The following is a 21,319-nucleotide window of genomic DNA, read 5'->3' as shown; positions in this document are numbered from 1 at the left end:
TGCGCCGCGTCGTGTTTTCACCACGGGAAAGACGCTAACCTAATGAATTATCAGGCAGCACAGAGGGGGAGATACCATGTGGCAAGCCGTTAGCCGTCTGTTAAGTGAACATCTTGGCAGCGCAGAAATACGCGAAAGGATTGAACTGCCCGGGGGCGACATTCACCCGGCGTGGCGCGTGAGTTACGGTGACAACGAGGTGTTCGTGAAATGCGACGCCCGGGAACAACTGCCGATATTCACCGCCGAGGCCGATCAGCTGGCGTTGCTGGCACGCAGCAAAAGCGTGCGGGTGCCGGAAGTGTACGGCGTCGGCAGCGATCGCGACTACAGCTTCCTGCTGCTGGAGTATCAGCAGCTGAAACCCCTCGACGCCCACGGTGCCTACTGCCTGGGCCAGCAGCTGGCGCATCTGCACCAGTGGAGCGAGCAACCGCAGTTCGGTCTCGACTTCGACAGCGATCTGACCACCACCCCGCAACCCAACGCTTGGCAGCGCCGCTGGTCGGAATTCTTCGCCGAGCAGCGCATCGGCTGGCAGCTGCAGCTGGCGGCGGAGAAAGGCATGACCTTCGGCGATATCGACGACATCGTCGATCGGGTGTATCTGCGCTTGCAGCACCACCAGCCGCAGCCTTCCCTGCTGCACGGCAACCTGTGGCCGGGCAACTGCGCGATGACCGCCAACGGGCCGATTCTGTTCGACCCGGCCAGTTACTGGGGCGACCGAGAGTGCGATTTGGCGATGCTGCCGCTGTATCCGGAGCTGCCGCCGCAGATCTACGACGGCTATCAGAGCGTGTGGCCGCTGGGTGCCGGGTTTATCGAGCGCCAGCCGCTGTATCAGCTGTACTACCTGCTCAACCGCAGCAACCTGTTCGGCGGCCAGCATCTGGTGGCTGCGCAACGCGCGGTGGAGGCGCTGTTACAGCCCGAGGCGTCGTAACGTTCCGGGGCGCCGCTCGGCGCCCCGTTCATGCCTCAGGCCGCGCCGGCCAACTGCCCTAACAGTCGGATCACGAACCAGGCGATCACCGCAATCACGATCGGCAGGATGTACAGCGGGAAGTATTGCAGGAAGATGGTGTGGTGCGGCAGCGTAATGCGCTCCTCCAGCTGCTGGCGCGTGTGCCCTTCGCTGCCCTTGGCCTGCTCCAGGATCATCTGGTCTTCCAACCCTTCGCGGATGAACTTGACCTGGCGCGACATGCGCGCGCCGGAAGCCTGCAGCGCCAGCCCGACGAAGATCAGTATGTAGATGATGATGAACATCAGATTGGCGCCGCTGAACAGGCTTTTATCCACGTCAGGCACCGGGGAGTTGTACCAGAAAAGGTTCAGGAACGGCGTATTGAAACGCACCATGTCCACCATCACGTGGACAAAATCCAGCATCACCGCGTTGATGCCCTTAGTTTTTTCACTGTGCTGATAGACAAAGCCCAGCACGGAAATCAGCGTAGACAGCAACGCCGGGATAAAAACCACCCATCCGAGAATGCGTTTCAAAATGGCGATACGCCCGGCCTGTTGATACGTCATGTGTTCCCCTTGTTAGCGACGTAACCGAATCGGCTAAGTCTACCTGCAGTTGGCAAAGCTCGCCCACCGTTTTCTTCATTCCCGCTGTGCTACAAGCTTAGCCGAATTCGCCGAAATCAACTGCTTAACGCCGTCCGGGCACTATCATTGAAGAGATAAAGTTATCCATTCGGGCAGAGGCCGCCATGATTCGACTGATTATCTTATTGCTGGGCGCGCAGGCGCTGCACGGCCAGCGCCGCCTGCTGGTGCTGTTCGGTTGGCTGTGGATAGCCGCAGGGGCGCTGGTGCTGTTCGACATACTGCAGGATGGCCGATCCGTGCTGGCGCTGGATGCGCTGGCGGTCATCCTGGCGCTGGAGGGGCTGGTGGCGATATCCGCCGCGCTGGTGATTGGCTCTTCCGCCAGCAGACCGGTGCTGCTGAAGGGGCTGGGCTTCGTGTTTATGGCCTTTTTAATGTTGGACGTGCCCGCAGACGATAACATCGTCGCCACCGTGGTGTTTGGCAGCGCGCTGCTGCTTGACGGCGCCGTGCGCATCGCCTCCTCCACGGTGATTCAACACAGTCGATGGAAAACCGTGGCGCTAGCGGGCGGCGGCGAGATCCTGCTTTCGTTGATGATTTTTGTCGGCTGGCCGGCGCCGCACCGGATGACGGTGCCCTTTTGCCTCGGCGTGATGATGGTGCTTTCCGGCTGGGCTTTATTGCGTATCGCCCGGAGGCTGGCAAGCTTCTCTCTGAATCAGCACCCCGCGCGGCAGCCACCGCCCCCGGCGGACGAGGCTACGCCGCTCACGGTGTATGTCTGGACACCGATTGGTGCGGCTAAAGATCCACGCCGGCGTTACATCGTCGACCGATACATCGCGGCGGTCGACGGCGGCGGCAATATCTCCACCGGTCATGCCGCCCTGGCGCTCGCGCCGGATGTGTATATCAGTCACTACCCGCTCAACGACATCAGCCATTCCGTTCAGGATTTCCGCCAGTTGCTGCATGCCGGCGAACAGAACAACGTCGACGGGCGTTTCCTGCCCGACCTGCCGGGCGAGATCGCCGCCTGGTGCCCGCCGGACAAGAAAATTCAGTTCTATCGCTATAACCCGGCGGCGCTGCGCGCATTCTGGCGGCGGTATCGGCAGGACGCGACTTACAACCTGACTCGGCGCAACTGCTCCACCACGGTCATCGGCGCACTCGACAGCGCGCTGGAGGGCGTGCTGGGCGATAAACATCTGTGGCGCCGTTTTCTGTTATTGGTGCTGGATCCCAATCTGTGGATGCTGGCGGTGCTGCGCAGCCGTGGCGAAAGCATGACCTGGACGCCGGGACTGGTGCTGGACTATGCCCGCATGTTGCAACAGGTCACCGAGCGCCAACACCAACGCTGGTGGTTAAAATTACGCGAGGTGTGGAATATCCTTCGCTTTGGCAAAAGCCAAACGCGCAGGCAAAGATTTTAGTCTCACCACCGGCGATGATAGAGTATCGGGCACATTCACCCGCGCCGGCAGGAGTTAACCGTTAATGGCTTATTCGCAACGCATTGAAACCGCAATTTTTGATATGGACGGCTTGTTGATCGACTCGGAACCGCTGTGGCTGCAGGCCGAGCTGGATATCTTCGGCGCGCTGGGTCTGGATCTGTCCGATCGCCACAAGCTGCCGGACACCCTGGGGCTGCGCATCGATCTGGTGGTGAAAATGTGGTACCAGGCGATGCCGTGGCAAGGCGTATCGCTCGATGAGGTGTCGGCGCGGATTATCGAACGCGCCATCGAGCTGGTGCACGAGACGCGCCCGCTGCTGCCGGGCGTCCGGCAGGCGCTGGAGCTGTGCCGCGAGCAGGGGCTGAACATCGGCCTCGCCTCCGCCTCGCCGCTGCACATGCAACGGCAGGTGCTGAAAATGTTCGATCTTGAGGGCTACTTCGATCAGCTGGTTTCCGCCGAATACCTGCCGTACAGCAAACCGCATCCGGAGGTCTACCTGATCGCCGCCGAGCGCCTGGGCAGCGATCCGCTGCGCTGCATCACGCTGGAAGACTCCTTTAACGGCATGATCGCCACCAAGGCCGCGCGCATGCGTTCCATCGTCATCCCGGCCGCCGAATACCGCCACGATCCGCGCTGGGCGCTGGCGGACCACCAGCTGGAGACCCTGGAACAGCTCACCCCCGCCCATTTTGCCTGACCTGCGGCGCCGGCCACCGGCGCCCTGGCTTTGCCGCTCTGCGGCATAAAAGGGATCCGCGCCGCAAAACAAACGAAACAGTGTTTCATTATTATTGAATTGGCATGTTGTTATTATTATGCTGGTCGGCAGGGAAAGCGACGGCCCGCGGAGCGTTGTCACTGCCACGCAGCGCTGTTCAAGGCCGCCGCTTCCTCCCGCCGCACGCCAAACAACCGCCCTCGTTTCTTTCCGTTCCGCACCCGCCCATCGCCCGCCGTTAATTCTCACCGGTCAAAATCGATGATTTGTTACGCATTGCCTTAACAACCCGTTGTAAAACAGGGGAAAATAAACAATTGGTTACAGGGTAACTGCTTCCACTACTGGGAATTTTCCCATATACTGGATAAATTAACAGTTTACCAGCCGGAATCGCAACAGCATGACCGCGGAAGGACACCTTATATTCTCTGTCGCTTGCGCGATCTTCGCCAAGAAGGCGGAAGTGACGCCAGAGCTGGCTACCGGCGACTGGTGGCACATCATACCCGCCGCGCTGCTGACCTCGCTGCTGCCGGATATCGATCACCCCAAGTCGGTACTGGGCCAGCGTCTGCGCTGGCTCGCCATTCCCATCGCCCGCGCATTCGGCCACCGCGGTTTCACCCACAGCCTGCTGGCGATCGCCGGCGGCATGGCGCTGTTCCAGTTGGACGTGCCGCGCAGCTGGCCGATCCCGGCCGACGCGCTGCACGCCATGATCATCGGTTACTTCAGCCATCTGCTGGCCGATATGCTCACCCCCGCCGGCGTTCCGCTGCTGTGGCCGTGCCGCTGGCGTTTTCGCCTGCCGCTGCTCAACTCGCAAAAGGGCAACCAGCTGGAGCGTGTGTTGTGTCTATGCCTGGTGGCGTTTGCCATCTGCTGGCAAGGTGATTTCACCCTGCCGGTGCAATCCTATGTCGAGCAAATCAGAAATATTAGACCCTGATCACAAAAATCCGCTCAACCAATCACCTTAATGTATATAAAACGAACAAAAACACACAAAAAGCTATATCAAATTCCATTTGGATATAAGTAGGCCACCCGGCAAACTGTTACGATATTTACATCGCGACATACGTGATGCGTAGTCGTTTTTATAAGAAAGATGATTGGAGACATTGGGGATGAATTTTCCGCTCGTGATTAACGTGCTGGTGTTTGTCGCGCTCCTGTTGCTGCTGGCGCAAACCCGCCACAAGCAATGGAGCCTGGCGAAAAAAGTGCTGGTCGGCCTGGTGGTCGGCGTGGTGTTCGGCCTGGGCCTGCAGCTGGTGTACGGCTCCGACAACCCGGTACTGAAAGAATCCATCAGCTGGTTCAACATCGTCGGCAACGGCTATGTGCAGCTGCTGCAAATGATCGTCATGCCGCTGGTGTTCGCCTCGATCCTGAGCGCGGTGGCCAAGCTGCATAACGCCTCTTCTCTGGGCAAAATCAGCGTCCTGACTATCGGCACGCTGCTGTTCACCACGCTGATCTCGGCGCTGGTGGGCGTACTGGTCACCAACCTGTTCGGCCTGACCGCCGAAGGCCTGGTGCAGGGCGCGCAGGAAAGCGCGCGCCTGACGGCAATCCAGACCAACTACGTGGGTAAACTGGCCGACCTGACCGTGCCGCAGATGGTGCTGTCGTTCATCCCGAAAAACCCGTTCGCCGATCTGACCGGCGCCAGCCCGACGTCGATCATCAGCGTGGTGATTTTCGCCACCTTCCTCGGCGTGGCGTCGCTGCAGCTGCTGAAAGACGACAAGCCGAAAGGCGAGCGCGTGCTGGTGGCTATCGACACCCTGCAAGCCTGGGTGATGAAGCTGGTGCGTCTGGTCATGAAACTGACGCCGTATGGCGTGCTGGCGCTGATGACCAAAGTGGTCGCCGGTTCCAACATTCACGACATCGTCAAGCTCGGCAGCTTCGTGGTGGCCTCCTACATCGGCCTGGCCATCATGTTCGTGGTACATGCCATCCTGCTGGCCTTCACCGGCGTGAACCCGATGAAGTTCTTCCGCAAGGTGTGGCCGGTGATCACCTTCGCCTTCACCAGCCGCTCCAGCGCCGCCAGCATTCCATTGAACGTGGAAGCGCAGACCCGTCGTCTGGGCGTGCCGGAATCCATCGCCAGCTTCTCGGCGTCGTTCGGCGCCACCATTGGCCAGAATGGCTGTGCGGGCCTCTACCCGGCGATGCTGGCGGTGATGGTTGCGCCGACCGTCGGCATCAACCCGCTGGATCCGGTGTGGATCGCCACCCTGGTCGGCATCGTCACCATCAGCTCCGCCGGTGTGGCGGGCGTGGGCGGCGGCGCCACCTTCGCCGCGCTGATCGTGCTGCCGGCGATGGGCCTGCCGGTGACGCTGGTCGCGCTGCTGATCTCGGTCGAACCGCTGATCGACATGGGCCGTACCGCGCTGAACGTCAACGGCTCCATGGCGGCGGGCACCATCACCAGCCAGCTGATGAAGCAAACCGACAAAACCGTGATGGACAGCGAAGACGAAGTCGAATTGGCTCACCGTTAACGCCGTCTCAAAACGAAAAAACCGGGGATTCTCCCCGGTTTTTTTATGCCCCGCGCCCGGTCGTTACGGCCGCTCGCCGTCCGCCAGCCGCCGGTTGATGTCGGCGATAACGCCCGGCAATTGCGCCAGCGTGTCTATCACATAATGTGCGCCCGCCGCATACAGCTTATCGGCCGCCGCCGTACGGCGCAGCTCGATCTCTGCCGCCGCCATTTGGCGGTACTCCTGCCAGGTCGCGCCAAACTCGTTGCCGGACAGCGCCAGCCCGACGCTCCACATCCCGGCGTTCAGCCCTTCATGAATGCCCGGCACCGCGTCGTCCACCTTCACGCAGTGCGCCACCGCATCGATGCCCAGCGCGATGGCGTTCTGCAGCGCCATCCACGGCCCCGGCCGCCCGCCGGCCGCGAGATCGTCAGTGGCGACCCAGTAATCCGGCGCGTAGCCACGCTGCGCGGCGGCAGGCACCAGCACCTCCATCACCGCACGCGGATAACCGGAGCAGGAGCCGATTTTAATGCCCTGTTCGCGCAGCCCGGCAATCACCTGTGGCACACCCTCGATGGGATCGGCGAAGTCGATCACTTTGGCGATTTGCAGCGGCATAAACGCCTGATACAGCGCGTCGATGTCCTGGTGGCTCATCGAGCGGCCCAGCTTCTGCCGCCAGCGCGCGTCGACCGCCGGCAGCTTGCCCAGCGCCTCGATGTGCTGCCATTTGCCCAGCCCCATCGGAATGCGCGCCTCCGCCAGGCTGATGTCGATATCGAAGGTTTGTTTGAACGCCTCGACGAAAATCTGCGTTGGCGCAAAGGAGCCGAAGTCCACCGTGGTGCCGGCCCAGTCGAGGATCACTGCGTTGATCTGTTTCATGGTCAATCCTTATTGATTCCAGTACATCGCCTGCCCGACGGCCGCCAGCAAACGTTCGATATCTTGCGGATAAATTTCCCCGATGTTGCCGATGCGGAAGCAGTCGCTCTGCGACACTTTGCCGGGATAGATCACAAACCCTTGCTGTTTCAGGCGCTGATAAAATTCGGCGAAGCGGTAAGTGTCGGCCTTTGGCGAATAGAATGCGGTGATGATCGGCGAATGCAACGCATCATCGAGCAGAGTCTCAAAGCCCAGCTCGCGCATGCCCGCCACCAGCCGCCGCTGATTGGTTTGATAGCGGCGGTGGCGCGCGGCAATGCCGCCCTCTTGTTCCAGCTCTTTCAGCGCCTGCGCGAAGGCCAGCACGGTGTGGGTCGGCGACGTAAAGCGCCATTTGCCGGCCTGGTCTTCCATACAGCGCCACTGGGCATACAGATCCAGCGACAGCGAGCGCGAGCGGCCGGCGCATTTCTCCAGTTCGCTGCGGCGGGCGATGACGAAAGCGAAGCCCGGCACGCCCTGAATGCATTTGTTGGCGGAGCTGATCAGAAAATCGATGCCCAGCGCGTCTACATCCAGCGGGATGCCGCCGAAGCTGCTCATGGCGTCGACGATAAAGGTCTTGCCGTTGCGCGCCGCCAGGCCGGCGACCTTCTGCAGCGGGTTGAGCATGCCGGTGGTGGTTTCGCAGTGCACCATGGCGATATGGCTGATGCGCGCATCGCTTTTCAGCACCGCCTCCATCGCCGTCACGTCCGGCTCATTGACCTCGCCGCAGTCGAAAGCGTGGTGGTCGATATCCATCAGCCGCGCCATTTCGATCATCCGCGCCCCATAGGCGCCGTTGTTGACGATCAGCAGCTTGTCCTGTGGGCCGATGGCCGTGCCCAGCACGCCCTCCACCGCAAAGCTGCCGCTGCCCTGCAGCAACACCGAGGTGTAACCGGCGGACGGCGTCGCCAGCGCCACCAACTGCTGCCGGATGCGTTGCACCACGCCCAGGTTGTAATCTTCATCCCAGGTGCAGCTGTCGAACAGCATCGCCTCTTTTACCGTTTTCGACGTGGTCAACGGGCCGGGGGTCAACAGCAGGTAGTTTCGATCGGACATGTTACTCACCTATTTGGTCTATACCAGATTGCAGGCATTGTGGCGGAAAATTCCTTCCCTGGTCAAACGACAAAGCGCGGTGAAACAAAAAATTCATCTGGCTATGTATAATAAGCGCGTGCCGGAATGACGGGCCGATGCCATAGCGAGATGAAATGAAAGAACATCAGGGCGATATGCCCCACTACCTGCAGATCAAGGATCAGCTTCAGGCGCGCATCACCCGCGGCGCGCTGCAGGCGGGCGACAAGCTGCCTTCGGAGCGCGAGCTGTGCGCCATCTTCTCCACCACCCGCGTTACCATTCGCGAGAGCCTGGCGCAGCTGGAGGCCACCGGCGCCATCTATCGCGCCGATCGCCGCGGCTGGTTCGTCACCCCGGAACGGCTGTGGCTGGATCCGACGCAGAACACCAACTTCCACCGCCTGTGCCAGGAGCAGGGGCGCGCGCCGCGCACCGCGCTGCTGTCCGGCGAAAAAACCACGGTGCCGCTCGACGTGATGCAGCCGCTGGCGCTCGAACCCTTCGACCAGGTGTATCTGCTGCGCCGCGTGCGCTACGCCGACGGCCGCGCCATCTGTTATTGCGAAAACCACTGCCTGCCGCAGCGGGTGCCGGAACTGCTCAGCCACGATCTCAACGGCAGCCTGACCGAAGTCTATCAACAGCATTACGCGTTGATTTACAGCAACATGCACCTGTCGTTCTACCCGACGGCCCTGCCTTACCGCGCCGCCAACGCGCTCGGCGCCATGGTCGGCCTGCCCGCCTTATTGCTGCGCCGGTTGAATTACGACCAGCACGGCCGCATTCTTGATTTCGATATCGAGTACTGGCGCCACGACAGCCTGCGCATCGAAGTCGATACGCTTTAACCCCGCATGACAGGGGCTGCGCCCGCCGCCCCGCCTTTCTCCCCCACGCCCAATTCCCCGCTGCCGGCAAATATATTTTGCCGCTTTCATTTGTTTGTCATATTCGCCGATTAGCGTGGCCGCATATCTGGTGTATACCAGTTACGCATAAATCCGCAACAGTGAGGCTGAAGCTATGAAACTTTCTCGTCTGGTCGTGATGACCGCCATCGCACTCGGCTCCGCGCCGGCCTGGGCCGCCGACGCGGTGGTGACCGTCTACTCCGCCGATGGTCTGCACGCTGGCGATCACAGCTGGTATCAAACCCAGTTCGACGCCTTCACTCAGGCAACCGGCATCAAGGTGCAATACGTCGAAGGCGGTTCCGGCGCCATCGTAGAGCGGCTGTCGAAAGAGCGCAGCAACCCGCAGGCCGACGTGCTTGTGACGCCGCCGCCGTTCATCCAGCGCGCCGCCGCGGAAAAACTGCTGCAGGATTTCACCCCGCAGGATGCGGCGCAGATCGCCGACGCTCAGCCGCAGTTCGTGCCGCTGGTAAACAACTACCTGAGCTTCATCTATAACGCCAAACTGTTGCCGCAGGCGCCCGCCAGCTATCAACAGCTGCTGGACGCGCAGTTCCGCAACAAGCTGCAGTACTCCACGCCGGGCCAGGCCGGTGACGGCACCGCAGTATTGCTGCAGGCGTTTCACAGCTTCGGTAGCAAAGACGCCGGTTTCGACTACCTCGGCAAGCTGCAAAGCAACAACGTCGGCCCTTCCGCTTCCACCGGCAAGCTGACCGCGCTGGTCAATAAAGGCGAGCTGTTGGTGGCCAACGGCGATCTGCAGATGAACCTGGCGCAGATGCGCAGCAACCCGAACGTGCAGGTGTTCTGGCCGGCCGGGCCGGACGGCAAGCGCAGCACGCTGGCGCTGCCTTACTATGTCGGCCTGGTGCAAGGCGCGCCGCAAAGCGCCAACGGCAAAAAGCTGATCGACTTCCTGCTGAGCAAAGAAGCGCAGAGCAGCGTTAGCGCCATGTCCTACGGCATGCCGGTGCGTAAGGACGTCATCCCGACCGACGATAACTTCAAGCGGTCGCAGGCGGCGCTGGAAGGCGTGGACATCTGGGCGCCGGACTGGAATCAGGTGGTAAGCAGCCTGTCCGCCGATATCTCACGCTGGCACAAGGTGACCGAATGACGCTGACAATGCCTTCTACCCTCTCTTCCCGCGCCGAGGCGCGGGATAACAGCCTCGACATCGCCGGGCCGTCGGGCATCCAACTCGACCGCGTCAGCGTGTCGTATCGCGGCACCGAAGTGCTGAAACCCCTGACGCTCACCATCGCCCCCGGCGAAGTGCTGGCGCTGATTGGCCCCTCCGGCTCGGGCAAAACCACCGTGCTGCGGGCGATCGCCGGTTTCGTGCAGCCTTCCGCCGGGCGTATTACCATCGGTGACGTCGATATCACCGACGTGCCGCCCTATGAGCGCGGTCTGGGCATGGTGGTACAGAACTACGCGCTGTTTCCGCATATGCGCGTCGAGGACAATGTGGCGTTCGGCCTGCGCGCCCAGGACAAGCCGCGCGGCCTCACCGCCGAGCGCGTCGAGGAGGCGCTGGCCATCGTCGGCATGTCCGCCTACGCCAGGCGTTATCCCAGCCAGCTCTCCGGCGGCCAACAGCAGCGCGTGGCGATCGCCCGCGCCATCGCGGTGCGCCCCAAAGTCTTGCTGCTGGATGAACCGCTGTCGGCGCTGGACGCGCAGATTCGCCACAGCATGGTGGAAGAGATCGCCCGCCTGCACCGCGAGCTGCCGGAGCTGACCATCCTGTACGTCACCCACGATCAGGGCGAAGCGCTGACGCTGGCGGACAAGATTGGCATCATGCGCGACGGACACCTGATCGCCCACGGCGAGACCCGCGCGCTGTACCGTCATCCCACAAACCGCTTCGCCGCCGAGTTCCTCGGCCGCGCCAACCTGCTGCCGGCCACCGCGCTGGAAACCACCGCCGGCCAAGGCATGACCACCGTCAGCTGCGCCGGAAAAGTGATCGGCTGTTTCACCTACGGCGCACAACGCGGCTTCGACAAACTGCTGTGCATTCGGCCGCAGCATATTGCGCTCGATGCCGATGCCCAGCGCAGCAACTGTATCGTCGGCACGCTGCGCGATATTCACTGGCAGGGGGAGTTGACGCACCTGCAGTTCGACGCACAAGGCCACCCGCTGCGCGTGGTCACCACCCATCAGAGCCGGATGCCGCAGATCGGCGAGCGCGTGCCGCTCTATTTCGCCCCTGACGACGCGGTACTGATCGAGGACTGACATGACCGACTCTACGCTTATTCGCCCGGCCCGGCGGCCGCGTTCACCGCGCCGTTTATGGATCCTGCTGCCGCTGCTGGTGCTGGCGACGCTGTTTTTCTATCCGCTGGCGCTGATCGTCAAACAGGCGTTTACCGACGATCAGGGGCTGTTCAGCGCCGCCGCGCTGCAGCAGGTGTTCGAATCCCGACGCTTTGTCAGCGCCCTGCTCAATACGCTGCAGATTGCGCTGCTGGCGACGCTGGGCTGCCTGGTGGTCGGCACCCTGCTGTCGCTGCTGCTGGTGTTCACGCCGTTCCCCGGCAGCCGGCTGATCGCCTGGGTGATCGATACCTTTATCGCCATGCCGACCTTCCTGATCACCTTGGCCTTCACCTTTATCTACGGCTCCGCCGGCCTGCTGAACGGTACGCTGATGGCGACCTTCGGTTTCACCCTGCCGCCGGTAGACTTTCTTTACTCCATCTGGGGCGTGATCCTGGCGGAAATCACCGTGTTTACGCCGCTGGTGATGCGTCCGCTGATGGCGGCGCTGTCGCAGATCGATCGCAGCCAGCTCGAAGCCGCCAGCATCCTCGGCGCCCGGCCGGGGCGCGTGGTGCGCCAGGTAATTTTACCCGCCGCGCTGCCGGCCTTGCTGGCCGGCGGCAGCCTGTGCCTGCTGTTGACCACCAATGAGTTCGGCATCGTGCTGTTTATTGGCGCCAAGGGCGTCACCACGCTGCCGATGATGGTCTACTCCAAAGCGATTCTGGAGTCGGATTACGCCGTCGCCTGCGCGATCGCCGTCGTGAATATCGCGCTGTCACTCGGGCTGTTCTCCCTTTACCGCTACGCCGCGGCGCGCGCCGGGCTGAGGAACTGACGATGTTGATTTGGTCTCGCACCGGCCGCACCCTGACCTGCACGCTGGCGGTCACGCTGTTCGCGCTGTTCTTCTGCCTGCCGCTGGCGGTGATCCTGATGTCCAGCCTGAGCGAACAGTGGAACGGCGTGCTGCCGAGCGGTTTCACCCTCAGCCACTTCCGCCAGGCCTTTGGCGGCGCCTCCTGGGACGCGCTGGTCGCCAGCCTGGCTATCGGTTTCAGCGCCAGCCTGTTCGCGCTGCTGTGCGGCACCTGGGCGGCGTTGGCGCTGCGCCACCATCAGGGGCGCGGCCAGCGCCTGCTGAGCACGCTGTTCTTCATTCCCAGCGCGGTGCCTTCGGTGTCGATCGGTCTCGGGATGCTGGTGGCGTTCAGCCAGGGGCCGCTGCAGATGAACGGCACCTTCCTGATCGTGCCCGTCGCGCACTTCGTGCTGATTTCCGCCTTCACCTTCGGCAACGTGATGGCCGGGCTGGCCCGGCTGCCTGGCGACTACGAGAACGTCGCCGCCAGCCTGGGCGCTTCGCCGCTGTTCCGCCTGCGCCACGTCACCCTGCCGATGATCGCCCCCTATATGATCTCCGCCTTCGCCCTCAGCCTGTCGCTGTCGATGGGAGAGCTGGGCGCGACCATGATGATCTACCCGCCGAGCTGGGCGACGCTGCCGGTCACTATCTTCAGCCTGACCGATCGCGGCAGCATCGCCAACGGCGCGACGCTGACCATGATCCTGGTGGCGGCCACGCTGTTGCTGATGTTAGTGCTGGAACGGATTTCGCAGCGGCTGACGCCGGGCGTGAAATAGCCGCAAGGCGCTGCCATGGCAGCGCCTTGTTCATGGAAGCGAAGGGTCAGAACGGATAGTCGTGATAGCCCTGCTGTTCACTGATGCGCCGGGCGGCGACGTGCAACAGCGCCACATACTCCTCCCGCGCCGCATCGGAAAAGCGCAGCGTCGGGAAAGAGATACTCAACCCGGCGATCGCTACCCCAAACCGATCGAATACCGGCACCGCGATACAACGGATCCCCACTTCCTGCTCTTCGGCATCTTCGCCGTATCCCTGCTCACGCACCCGCTCCAGCACCGGCAGCAGTTCGGCGGCGCTGGTCAGGGTATGCTCGGTGCTGCGGGTAAATTCAATCTGCGACAGGATCTGCGCCACCTCATCCCGATCGCGCCAGGCCAGCAGCACTTTACCGATGGCGGTGCTGTGCAACGGGTTGCGGCGACCGATGCGCGAATACATGCGCAGGTTGTACATCGCGTCGATCTTGTGGATATAGACGATACCGTCCTCGTCCAGGGCGCCAAGGTGGATGGTTTCGCGGGTGCGGTTCGACAGTTCGCGCATCTGCACGTCGGCGCTGCGGATCAGATCGACGTTCTGCAACGATTTGGCGCCCAGTTCGAACAGCTTGAGCGTCAGCGCATATTTTTCTGTCTCGCCTTCCTGCGAAACGTAGCCCAGCGCTTTCATGGTCTGCAGAAAACGGTAGACGGTGCTTTTGGACATCATCACCCGCTGGGACAGTTCGGTAATGCCAATCTCGCGCTCATCGCCGAGCGCCTGCAAAATACCGAACACTTTCATTACGGATGAGACGGCATCCGGTTGCTTGTCTGAATCTGCGTTAGCCATGGCAAATACCCTACTTAACGGTTCTGTTTCAGGAAATTTAAACAAGGGTTTCAGTATAATCGGAACAGATCGCGACGCGCAACGCAGTTGAACGCTAAGCGATTGAAGCCAAATGGATTACCGCCGGCCCGCTCACCGCCGTTTACAATTCATCGGACAAGGGGCATGCAATCACGGGCGAATATGATTAGCATGATAATACTCCCCTGAATAAATACTGCTGAGACCAACATGCGTCCTTGTTCCGACGGCCTCCCCGTCCCGCAACGCTATGGGGCGATCCTCGCCATCGCCCTCGGCATTACCGTATCCGTGCTCGACGGCGCGATAGCCAACGTGGCGCTGCCCACCATCGCGCGCGATCTCAACGCCAGCCCGGCCAGCTCCATTTGGGTGGTTAACGCCTATCAGCTGGCGATCACCGTCTCTCTGCTGTCGCTGGCGTCGCTCGGCGATCTGATCGGTTATCGCCGCATCTATCAGGCCGGGCTGCTGGTGTTCAGCATCACCTCGCTGTTCTGCGCCCTGTCCGACTCGCTGCTCACGCTGACCATCGCCCGCGTGCTGCAAGGCTTTGGCGCCGCCGCCATCATGAGCGTCAACACCGCGCTGATCCGCATCATCTATCCGCAGCGTTTTCTCGGCCGCGGCATGGGCATCAACTCGCTGATCGTCGCCTGCTCCTCGGCGGCCGGGCCAACGGTGGCGGCGGCGATCCTGTCGGTCGCTTCCTGGCAGTGGCTGTTCGCCATCAACCTGCCGATCGGCCTCGTCGCGCTGCTGCTGGGCATGAAGTTCCTGCCGGGCAACGGCCAAAAAAGCGATAACCGCCGTTTCGATCCCACCAGCGCCGTGCTGAACGCGTTGACTTTTGGCCTGCTGATCACCGCCATCAGCGGCTTCGCCCAGGGCCAGAGCCTGACGCTGATCTTCAGCGAGATCGCCGCGCTGCTGGCGATTGGCGCGGTGTTCGTGCGCCGCCAGCTGCGCCAGGAATTTCCGCTGCTGCCGGTCGACCTGCTGCGCATCCCGATTTTCGCCCTGTCGATGGGCACCTCAATCTGCTCGTTCGCCGCGCAGATGCTGGCGATGGTATCGCTGCCGTTCTTCCTGCAAAGCGCGTTGGGCCGCGACGAGGTGGCGACCGGGCTGCTGCTGACACCTTGGCCGCTGGCGATCGTCGTCATGGCGCCGATCGCCGGCCGGCTGGTGGAGCGCGTGCACGCCGGCCTGCTGGGCTGCATTGGGCTGGCGGTATTCGCGCTCGGTCTGTTCTCGCTGGCGCTGCTGCCCGCGGCCCCGTCGAATGGGGACATCATCTGGCGCATGGTGCTGTGCGGCGCCGGTTTCGGCCTGTTCCAGTCGCCCAACAATCACACCATCATCTCCGCCGCGCCGCGTAACCGCAGCGGCGGCGCCAGCGGCATGCTGGGCACCGCTCGCCTGCTGGGGCAAACCTCGGGGGCCGCGCTGGTGGCGCTGATGTTCAACCTGTTCCCCACCTCCGGCACCCACGCATCGCTGGTCCTGGCCGGCGTGTTCGCCACTCTGGCGGCGGCGGTCAGCAGCCTGCGCATCACCCAATCGACGGCGCAAACGGCGCAGCCAAGCCGCGAGGTGAAATAGCGGCCATAGAAACAGCCGAAACCCCATCGATTCTAAAGCCGGCGGTTCCAGCAATACGGCCGGCCTGAATCACGCCGCGCCAGGTGTGATACGCTTGGCGTCAGTCGCCGCTCCTCAAAGGGCTGCGGCCTTGTTGCAAACACGCTAAATAGGCATCGTCATCCGGATACCAGCCAACAATGTGTTGGCCGTCGTTATCCTCCCCCTCAAAGGCCTTCAGCAGGTCTGAAGCGAACATGCGCGTGATCGGTTCAGCGGACTGCGCGCTGTCGATTCGACAGCCGCAGCGCGTCTCTCCGTCAACCTGAACGAAGTTCTGCAATGAGGCGAGACATCGCGCGTCGAGATCGCCATATACATGGATAAATTCCCCCGTTTCTACCAGGGTGAGCACGGCCAGATTTCCCCCCACCACAAACGCGCCGTCGTTTCCAGAGCTGCAATAGGCATGGCGTATGCGGGCATCGTCACGCACGAGCAGCTCGCCCAAACAAATCAGCGTATCCGACTGCAGCCGCCCCAGCACAATGATGCCGCCATCCTCCCGCTGGGGTGACACCGCCATGCACCCCTCTACGATCAAATCTCCTTCTACGACCAGATAATCGTAATCGTGCCTGTCGTTCTCGTCTGGGAAAAACGATGGGAGGTGCAGGTCGCCTGAATGCCAGCGTATAGCTGGCTGTTCAGAATCGTAACCATTCCGGTTTAACAACTCCGCAGACGCATCGGCGACGCCGCCCGCCAATATGGTAAGGCGCGCCAGCGCCTCATCACAGCCGAGCAAGGGAAGAGCGTTGATTTTCATAGGGCCTCAGGGACAGACGTTATGGTGCCAAAGCATATAGCATGAGCTTCCCAAACCAAGCAAGCGAAGGCGTCAGGCAAGGTAGCCTGCAGCGGCTAGCGTACCGCGAGAGGCGGAAAGGCCGTATTCAAATCGCGAAATCTGACGCTTGAATCAGCATCCTCCACCTGAAAAAGCGATTTCGTCATGCCATAAAAAAACCCCGGCGAGCCGGGGTTTTTCCTTTCATTCAGCCGATTACTTCAGGTACTGGCCGGAACGCAGCGCTTCGATGCGCTTGTCGAGCGGCGGGTGCGACATGAACAGCTCGCTGAACGACTTGGATTTGCCGTTGATGCAGAACGCCATCATGCTGCCCGCTTCCTGCGGCTCGTAGCTGGTTTTCAGGCGCTGCAAGGCGGCGATCATCTTCTCGCGGCCCACCAGCTTGGCGGAGCCGGCGTCGGCGTAGAACTCGCGGTGACGCGAGAACCACATGGTGATGATGCTTGCCAGGATGCCGAACACCAGTTCCAGCACCATCGACACCGCGAAATAAATCATCGGGTTGCCGTTGCCTTCCCCTTCACCGTCGCGGTTGCCCAGGAAGCCGGCGGCAACCTGCGCGATCAGGCGCGAAATGAAGATGACGAAGGTGTTCACGATGCCCTGAATCAGGGTCATGGTCACCATATCGCCGTTGGCGACGTGGCTGATTTCGTGCGCGATGACCGCTTCCGCTTCGTCGCGGCTCATGCTCTGCAGCAGGCCGGTGCTGACGGCGACCAGCGAGGCGTCGCGGCGCGCGCCGGTGGCGAAGGCGTTGATGTCCGGCGCGTGGTAGATAGCAACCTGCGGCATGGCGATGCCCGCCTGCTGCGACTGACGGCGCACCGTTTCCAGCAGCCAGTTTTCGGTTTCGTTACGCGGTTGTTCAATCACTTCCCCGCCGACGGAGCGCAGCGCCATCCACTTGGACATCAGCAACGACACGAAAGCGCCGCCGAAGCCGAACAGACCGGCCATGATCATCAGGCCCTGAACGCTACTGGATTGGATTCCTGTCAGGCTGAGCACCAGCCCGAAAACCAACATCACCGCCAGGTTGGTGAGCAGGAACAGAGCTATACGCATCATAAAATGTTTACTTCCTCATAAATGTTAACAAAACGCTGTCGAAGATACCCTAGATCGTATGGGCATTCGTCACAGTTTCAAGAGTCGCGCGTCATTAACCTACTAAAAATACGAAACTTTACAAAAACGGCGCGCGACCGGGATTTGGCAAATTGTAAACGATTGTTGCGCAAGGCGGAGGGTTTTTTGCCATAAATTTGTCAGGCGACGCATAAGCCCGCCCCCATTCCCCCTGCAGGGAAGCAGGCCTTCGCGTCACCATAAAAAAACGCACCCGAGGGTGCGTTTTTCATCCTGCCGGACGCGGCCTTATTTGGCCGGCGTTGGCTGCTGAGCGGGCCGATCTTTTTCCAGATGAGCCAGCTCCAGCGCGATATGCACGGTTTCATCCAGGTACGGATCCGGTTCCTGGTAATCCTTCGGCAAATCGTCGAGCGATTTCAGCGGCTTCTTGCCCGCACGTTCCAGGCGCTCGTTGATGCGTTTCAAACGGGTCGCATCGTCGTCGTGGTTCTCTTTCTCGCGCACCGCCAGATTGAGGGACACGATGTTGCGTTTATCCTTCAGCGCCTTGTAATGCGCGATATCCTGCGCGATGTACTGGAACTCCGGATTCTGCGCGATGCGCTGCTGGTGATCTTTCAGCAGCTCCGGCTCGAACGGCGCCATATCGCCGGTCTTGCTGTAGGTCGCCGCATTGATGCTGTCCCACGGCATGGCGTTGTCTTCAAACGCTTCGCCGGTTTCCGCCGGATCGACGCCGGTCGGCATCAGAATGTCCGGGGTCACCCCTTTGCGCTGGGTGCTGCCGCCGTTGACGCGGTAGAACTTCTGAATGGTGTACTGCACCGACCCCAGCGCCGGCCACTCAGGGCGCAGCATCTGATCGTAGATGCGGTTCAGCGAACGGTACTGCTGCACGGTGCCTTTACCGAAGGTCGGCTCGCCGACGATCAGCGCGCGGCCGTAATCCTGCATCGCCGCCGCGAAGATCTCGGAGGCGGAGGCGCTGAAGCGATCGACCAGCACCACCAGCGGGCCTTTGTAGTAGGTCACGCCGTCGGTGTCGGCGTCTTCACGCACTTTGCCGTTGTTGTCGCGCACCTGCACCACCGGGCCGCTCGGAATGAACAGGCCGGACAGCGACACCGCTTCGGTCAGCGCGCCGCCGCCGTTGGTGCGCAGATCGATGATCACGCTCTTGACGTTCTGCTTGGCCATCTTCTGCAGCTGCACTTTCACGTCATCGGTCAGACCGACGTAGAAGCCGGGGATGTCGAACACCGCCACCTTCTCTTTGCCGACGGTCTTGATGGTCATTTTCACCGCGCGGTCTTCCAGGCGGATGCGCTCGCGGGTCAGGGTGACCACGCGGGTTTTGGTGCCCTTGCCGGCCGGCAGGATCTCCAGGCGCACCTTGCTGCCTTTCGGCCCTTTGATCAACGACACCACGTCGTCCAGGCGCCAGCCGATCACGTCCACCATCGGTTTGCCGGCCTGGCCGACGCCGACGATGCGATCGCCCACGGTGATCGCCTTGCTCTTCGCCGCCGGGCCGCCCGGCACCATCGAGTTGATCAGGGTGTAGTCGTCATCCATCTGCAGCACCGCGCCGATGCCTTCCAGCGACAGGCTCATTTCGGTGTTGAACTGCTCGGTGTTGCGCGGAGACAGATAGTTGGTGTGCGGGTCGATTTCATGCGCAAAGGCATTCATCGCCAGCTGGAAGACGTCTTCGCTGTTGCTTTGCGTCAGGCGCTTGATGGCGAACTGATAGCGCTTGGTCAGCGTGTCGCGGATTTCTTTGTCGGTCTTGCCGGTCAGCTTGAGGTTCAGCTCGTCATAGGTGACTTTCGCATCCCACAGGCTATCCAGCTCTGCCTTGTCTTTCGGCCACGGCGCTTTGCTGCGGTCGAGATCGATAGTGCCGTTGCCGGTAAAGTTCATCGGCTTGTCCAGCAACGACAACGCATAGGTGTAACGCTCAAAGCGGCGTTTCTGCGCCAGATTGAACAGCGCGTAGAAGGTGTCCAGCTTGCCGGTTTTCAGCTCTTCGCCAACCTGATTGCGTTTGCCGGCGAACTGCGCCACGTCGGAGGCCAGCAACACGTTATGGCTGTAGTCCAGCATGTTCAGGTAGCGATCGAAGATCTTGCCTGAAAATTCCGCGTCGAGGGCAAACTGGCGGTAATGAGAGCGAGTGAAGCGCGAGGTGACGCGCTCACTCACCGTAGCGTGCTGAGGTTCCTGTTGCAGTTGAGGCAGTTGGCCGATGCGGATGTTGGCTGTTTCCGCGCCGTAACTGACACCCGCCCACAGCAGCCCTGCAATCGCTGTTAATCTGACGAATTTGTTCATGCCTGGGTTGGCCTCCGTATCAGAACTGCAAGTGTTCTGCGCGCACAATCATCGCCAGACCGGAAGAGAGCTGCACACGTACGCCATCTTTAGCGATTTCGAGTACGGTAGCATCCATCGCGCTCTTGCCTGCTCTGACTTTGATTTCCTGGCCAATTTGCAGTTTAGAGATATCCGTGACTGGCGCATAACGCGGCTGGTTTTCCTCTTTTGCTGCACGAGGTTGACGAGCTGGCTGTGGGCGAGTTTGTGGGCGCGGCTTGCGGTTCTCCGGCGCGGCTCCGCCTTCGCGACGTGCAGCGGGCTTTTTACCGGCTGGGCGCGGACGGCGTGGCGCGGCATCGGCGGATTCACCGGCGGCTTCACGTTTTTTGGCGTTTTGTTCGGCACGCTGTGCCTGAACGCGCGCTTTGGCTTCTTCAAGCTGCTGGCGAGCATGATCGACATGCTGCTGCTCCAGTTCACCGCACGGATTGCCGTCCAGATCGACGCGCTGCGCGCCGACTTTGACGCCGTACAGGTAACGCCAGCTTGAGGTGTACAGGCGCAGGGCAGAACGCAATTGCGTTTTGCTGAGATTCTCTTCCCCCTGCACGCGCTCTACCAAATCCTGAAAAATACCGATTTTCAGCGGACGAGCTTCGCCTTCGGCGCTAAAGCAGAGCGGAAAACGCTCGGCAAGAAAAGCAATGACTTCTTTACTAGAGTTCAACTTAGGTTGATTTTCCATGAAATTTCCTGATTACAACGGTATTGCCAACAAGCCACAGGCATGAACAGGCGTCATTATAATGACGCCATCGGTAATTGCCACGTTAACCGTCGATCAACTTGCCGCCACAGTCACATATTTCGCACTGTCGCACTGTTCCAGTTGCTCACAAAGCCCCGCCACCACGGCTTTCAAGCCCGCTTCGTCCTGTTCGTCGAAGCGTTGATAAACCGTGCTGTCGATATCCAAAACGCCGATCGCTCGGCCGCCAACCGCCAGCGGCAGCACGATTTCCGCGTTGCTGGCCGCATCGCAGGCGATATGGCCCGGGAACGCATGCACGTCGCCGACGCGCTGCACGCGATTTTCCGCCACCGCCGTGCCGCACACGCCCTTGCCCACCGGAATACGCACGCAGGCGATCTTGCCCTGGAACGGCCCCAGCACCAGCTGGCCGCCATCCATCAGATAGAAACCGACCCAGTTCACGTCATCCAGACGCTCGTTGAGCAACGCGCTGGCGTTGGACAACGCCGCGATAAAGTTGGTTTCCCCGCCGAGCAACGCGCTCAGGTCACGTTTTAATTCCGCGTAGAATTGTTCTTTTGTCATGTGATAACCATTGAAACAGTGAAGATGGCCAGAAGCCCAAAGCTTAGGCCCTATAAAATAAGCATTAAATGCGTATAGCCACAAGGTTAATCATCTGTTGCTTCACAAAACCCT

Annotated in this window: 20 protein-coding genes; 11 read left to right on the top strand and 9 right to left on the bottom strand. The window is 61.1% G+C overall.

Annotation, left to right across the window (positions count from 1 at the left end):
* Positions 1-76 precede the first annotated feature (76 nt).
* Positions 77-946, top strand: coding sequence for a fructosamine kinase family protein (locus tag ACJ8PI_RS06515; RefSeq protein ID WP_033642864.1), 870 nt, complete (start codon positions 77-79; stop codon positions 944-946).
* A 35-nt stretch (positions 947-981) separates the two neighbouring features.
* Here the strand turns inward: ACJ8PI_RS06515 and ACJ8PI_RS06510 are convergent, their stop codons facing one another.
* Entirely contained in the window at positions 982-1,542 is a 561-nt protein-coding gene (locus tag ACJ8PI_RS06510; protein ID WP_033638308.1) for a YniB family protein, read from the bottom strand.
* Positions 1,543-1,727: 185 nt separating this feature from the next.
* Here ACJ8PI_RS06510 and ACJ8PI_RS06505 point away from each other — a divergent pair, with 185 nt between their 5' ends.
* The 4 genes from ACJ8PI_RS06505 to ACJ8PI_RS06490 all read left to right on the top strand — a co-directional run bounded on the left by ACJ8PI_RS06505 (position 1,728) and on the right by ACJ8PI_RS06490 (position 6,284).
* A complete protein-coding gene (locus ACJ8PI_RS06505) occupies positions 1,728-3,008 on the top strand; it encodes an HdeD family acid-resistance protein (protein ID WP_033653912.1) in 1,281 nt (426 codons plus the stop codon).
* Between the two features lie 64 nt (positions 3,009-3,072).
* Positions 3,073-3,738: a hexitol phosphatase HxpB gene (hxpB, locus tag ACJ8PI_RS06500; protein WP_033638306.1), complete on the top strand. Its 666-nt coding sequence runs from the start codon at positions 3,073-3,075 to the stop codon at positions 3,736-3,738.
* A gap of 424 nt (positions 3,739-4,162) precedes the next feature.
* Complete coding sequence (locus ACJ8PI_RS06495; RefSeq protein WP_033638305.1) at positions 4,163-4,711, top strand: metal-dependent hydrolase; 549 nt, start codon at positions 4,163-4,165, stop codon at positions 4,709-4,711.
* A gap of 181 nt (positions 4,712-4,892) precedes the next feature.
* On the top strand, positions 4,893-6,284 hold the full coding sequence (locus tag ACJ8PI_RS06490) for an L-cystine transporter (protein WP_164134293.1): 1,392 nt from the start codon (positions 4,893-4,895) through the stop codon (positions 6,282-6,284).
* A gap of 63 nt (positions 6,285-6,347) precedes the next feature.
* On the opposite strand, the gene phnX is transcribed toward ACJ8PI_RS06490, so the two are convergent.
* Both phnX and phnW read right to left on the bottom strand, forming a co-directional pair.
* Positions 6,348-7,157: a phosphonoacetaldehyde hydrolase gene (gene phnX / locus ACJ8PI_RS06485; RefSeq protein WP_033653909.1), complete on the bottom strand. Its 810-nt coding sequence runs from the start codon at positions 7,155-7,157 to the stop codon at positions 6,348-6,350.
* A gap of 9 nt (positions 7,158-7,166) precedes the next feature.
* Complete coding sequence (phnW, locus tag ACJ8PI_RS06480; protein ID WP_164134294.1) at positions 7,167-8,270, bottom strand: 2-aminoethylphosphonate--pyruvate transaminase; 1,104 nt, start codon at positions 8,268-8,270, stop codon at positions 7,167-7,169.
* Between the two features lie 155 nt (positions 8,271-8,425).
* On the opposite strand from phnW, the gene phnR reads away from it, so the two are divergent.
* The 5 genes from phnR (at position 8,426) to ACJ8PI_RS06455 (ending at position 13,135) form a co-directional block, all read left to right on the top strand.
* Positions 8,426-9,145, top strand: coding sequence for a phosphonate utilization transcriptional regulator PhnR (phnR, locus tag ACJ8PI_RS06475; RefSeq protein WP_033638301.1), 720 nt, complete (start codon positions 8,426-8,428; stop codon positions 9,143-9,145).
* Between the two features lie 175 nt (positions 9,146-9,320).
* On the top strand, positions 9,321-10,331 hold the full coding sequence (locus ACJ8PI_RS06470; protein ID WP_041034835.1) for a 2-aminoethylphosphonate ABC transporter substrate-binding protein: 1,011 nt from the start codon (positions 9,321-9,323) through the stop codon (positions 10,329-10,331).
* 2 nt (positions 10,332-10,333) lie between these two features.
* Positions 10,334-11,464 (top strand): 2-aminoethylphosphonate ABC transport system ATP-binding subunit PhnT, encoded by a 1,131-nt coding sequence (gene phnT, locus ACJ8PI_RS06465; protein ID WP_399573838.1) that lies wholly within the window; start codon positions 10,334-10,336, stop codon positions 11,462-11,464.
* Between the two features lies 1 nt (position 11,465).
* A complete protein-coding gene (gene phnU / locus ACJ8PI_RS06460) occupies positions 11,466-12,329 on the top strand; it encodes a 2-aminoethylphosphonate ABC transporter permease subunit (RefSeq protein ID WP_164134161.1) in 864 nt (287 codons plus the stop codon).
* Positions 12,330-12,331: 2 nt separating this feature from the next.
* Positions 12,332-13,135, top strand: a complete 804-nt coding sequence (locus tag ACJ8PI_RS06455) for an ABC transporter permease (RefSeq protein WP_033638295.1) — start codon at positions 12,332-12,334, stop codon at positions 13,133-13,135.
* 46 nt (positions 13,136-13,181) lie between these two features.
* On the opposite strand, the gene kdgR is transcribed toward ACJ8PI_RS06455, so the two are convergent.
* Positions 13,182-13,973 carry a DNA-binding transcriptional regulator KdgR gene (gene kdgR, locus ACJ8PI_RS06450; RefSeq protein WP_164134160.1) on the bottom strand — a complete coding sequence of 264 codons (792 nt, stop codon included), beginning with the start codon at positions 13,971-13,973 and terminating at the stop codon, positions 13,182-13,184.
* Between the two features lie 231 nt (positions 13,974-14,204).
* Here kdgR and ACJ8PI_RS06445 point away from each other — a divergent pair, with 231 nt between their 5' ends.
* Positions 14,205-15,599 carry an MFS transporter gene (locus ACJ8PI_RS06445; RefSeq protein ID WP_164134159.1) on the top strand — a complete coding sequence of 465 codons (1,395 nt, stop codon included), beginning with the start codon at positions 14,205-14,207 and terminating at the stop codon, positions 15,597-15,599.
* Between the two features lie 100 nt (positions 15,600-15,699).
* Here the strand turns inward: ACJ8PI_RS06445 and ACJ8PI_RS06440 are convergent, their stop codons facing one another.
* The 5 genes from ACJ8PI_RS06440 to ACJ8PI_RS06420 all read right to left on the bottom strand — a co-directional run bounded on the left by ACJ8PI_RS06440 (position 15,700) and on the right by ACJ8PI_RS06420 (position 21,205).
* A complete protein-coding gene (locus ACJ8PI_RS06440) occupies positions 15,700-16,407 on the bottom strand; it encodes a hypothetical protein (RefSeq protein WP_033653900.1) in 708 nt (235 codons plus the stop codon).
* Positions 16,408-16,644: 237 nt separating this feature from the next.
* The gene (htpX, locus tag ACJ8PI_RS06435; RefSeq protein ID WP_033638291.1) at positions 16,645-17,523 is read right to left on the bottom strand and encodes a protease HtpX; all 879 of its coding nucleotides are present in this window, start codon (positions 17,521-17,523) and stop codon (positions 16,645-16,647) included.
* Positions 17,524-17,832: 309 nt separating this feature from the next.
* Positions 17,833-19,881, bottom strand: coding sequence for a carboxy terminal-processing peptidase (gene prc / locus ACJ8PI_RS06430; protein ID WP_033638289.1), 2,049 nt, complete (start codon positions 19,879-19,881; stop codon positions 17,833-17,835).
* Between the two features lie 19 nt (positions 19,882-19,900).
* Complete coding sequence (gene proQ, locus ACJ8PI_RS06425) at positions 19,901-20,611, bottom strand: RNA chaperone ProQ (RefSeq protein ID WP_033638287.1); 711 nt, start codon at positions 20,609-20,611, stop codon at positions 19,901-19,903.
* Positions 20,612-20,707: 96 nt separating this feature from the next.
* A complete protein-coding gene (locus ACJ8PI_RS06420; protein ID WP_033638286.1) occupies positions 20,708-21,205 on the bottom strand; it encodes a GAF domain-containing protein in 498 nt (165 codons plus the stop codon).
* Positions 21,206-21,319: the final 114 nt, after the last annotated feature.

This window comes from Serratia sp. CY82433, assembly GCF_052166535.1.
Lineage (GTDB): Bacteria > Pseudomonadota > Gammaproteobacteria > Enterobacterales > Enterobacteriaceae > Serratia > Serratia sarumanii.
This window is presented reverse-complemented; position numbering and strand designations above follow the sequence as displayed.

Bases quoted from the DNA above. Each gene is read 5' to 3' on its own strand.
- ACJ8PI_RS06515 (WP_033642864.1), top strand. From the start codon at position 77: ATGTGGCAAGCCGTTAGCCGTCTGTTAAGTGAACATCTTGGCAGCGCA.
- ACJ8PI_RS06510 (WP_033638308.1), bottom strand. From the start codon at position 1,542: ATGACGTATCAACAGGCCGGGCGTATCGCCATTTTGAAACGCATTCTC.
- ACJ8PI_RS06505 (WP_033653912.1), top strand. From the start codon at position 1,728: ATGATTCGACTGATTATCTTATTGCTGGGCGCGCAGGCGCTGCACGGC.
- hxpB (WP_033638306.1), top strand. From the start codon at position 3,073: ATGGCTTATTCGCAACGCATTGAAACCGCAATTTTTGATATGGACGGC.
- ACJ8PI_RS06495 (WP_033638305.1), top strand. From the start codon at position 4,163: ATGACCGCGGAAGGACACCTTATATTCTCTGTCGCTTGCGCGATCTTC.
- ACJ8PI_RS06490 (WP_164134293.1), top strand. From the start codon at position 4,893: ATGAATTTTCCGCTCGTGATTAACGTGCTGGTGTTTGTCGCGCTCCTG.
- phnX (WP_033653909.1), bottom strand. From the start codon at position 7,157: ATGAAACAGATCAACGCAGTGATCCTCGACTGGGCCGGCACCACGGTG.
- phnW (WP_164134294.1), bottom strand. From the start codon at position 8,270: ATGTCCGATCGAAACTACCTGCTGTTGACCCCCGGCCCGTTGACCACG.
- phnR (WP_033638301.1), top strand. From the start codon at position 8,426: ATGAAAGAACATCAGGGCGATATGCCCCACTACCTGCAGATCAAGGAT.
- ACJ8PI_RS06470 (WP_041034835.1), top strand. From the start codon at position 9,321: ATGAAACTTTCTCGTCTGGTCGTGATGACCGCCATCGCACTCGGCTCC.
- phnU (WP_164134161.1), top strand. From the start codon at position 11,466: ATGACCGACTCTACGCTTATTCGCCCGGCCCGGCGGCCGCGTTCACCG.
- ACJ8PI_RS06455 (WP_033638295.1), top strand. From the start codon at position 12,332: ATGTTGATTTGGTCTCGCACCGGCCGCACCCTGACCTGCACGCTGGCG.
- kdgR (WP_164134160.1), bottom strand. From the start codon at position 13,973: ATGGCTAACGCAGATTCAGACAAGCAACCGGATGCCGTCTCATCCGTA.
- ACJ8PI_RS06445 (WP_164134159.1), top strand. From the start codon at position 14,205: ATGCGTCCTTGTTCCGACGGCCTCCCCGTCCCGCAACGCTATGGGGCG.
- ACJ8PI_RS06440 (WP_033653900.1), bottom strand. From the start codon at position 16,407: ATGAAAATCAACGCTCTTCCCTTGCTCGGCTGTGATGAGGCGCTGGCG.
- htpX (WP_033638291.1), bottom strand. From the start codon at position 17,523: ATGATGCGTATAGCTCTGTTCCTGCTCACCAACCTGGCGGTGATGTTG.
- prc (WP_033638289.1), bottom strand. From the start codon at position 19,881: ATGAACAAATTCGTCAGATTAACAGCGATTGCAGGGCTGCTGTGGGCG.
- proQ (WP_033638287.1), bottom strand. From the start codon at position 20,611: ATGGAAAATCAACCTAAGTTGAACTCTAGTAAAGAAGTCATTGCTTTT.
- ACJ8PI_RS06420 (WP_033638286.1), bottom strand. From the start codon at position 21,205: ATGACAAAAGAACAATTCTACGCGGAATTAAAACGTGACCTGAGCGCG.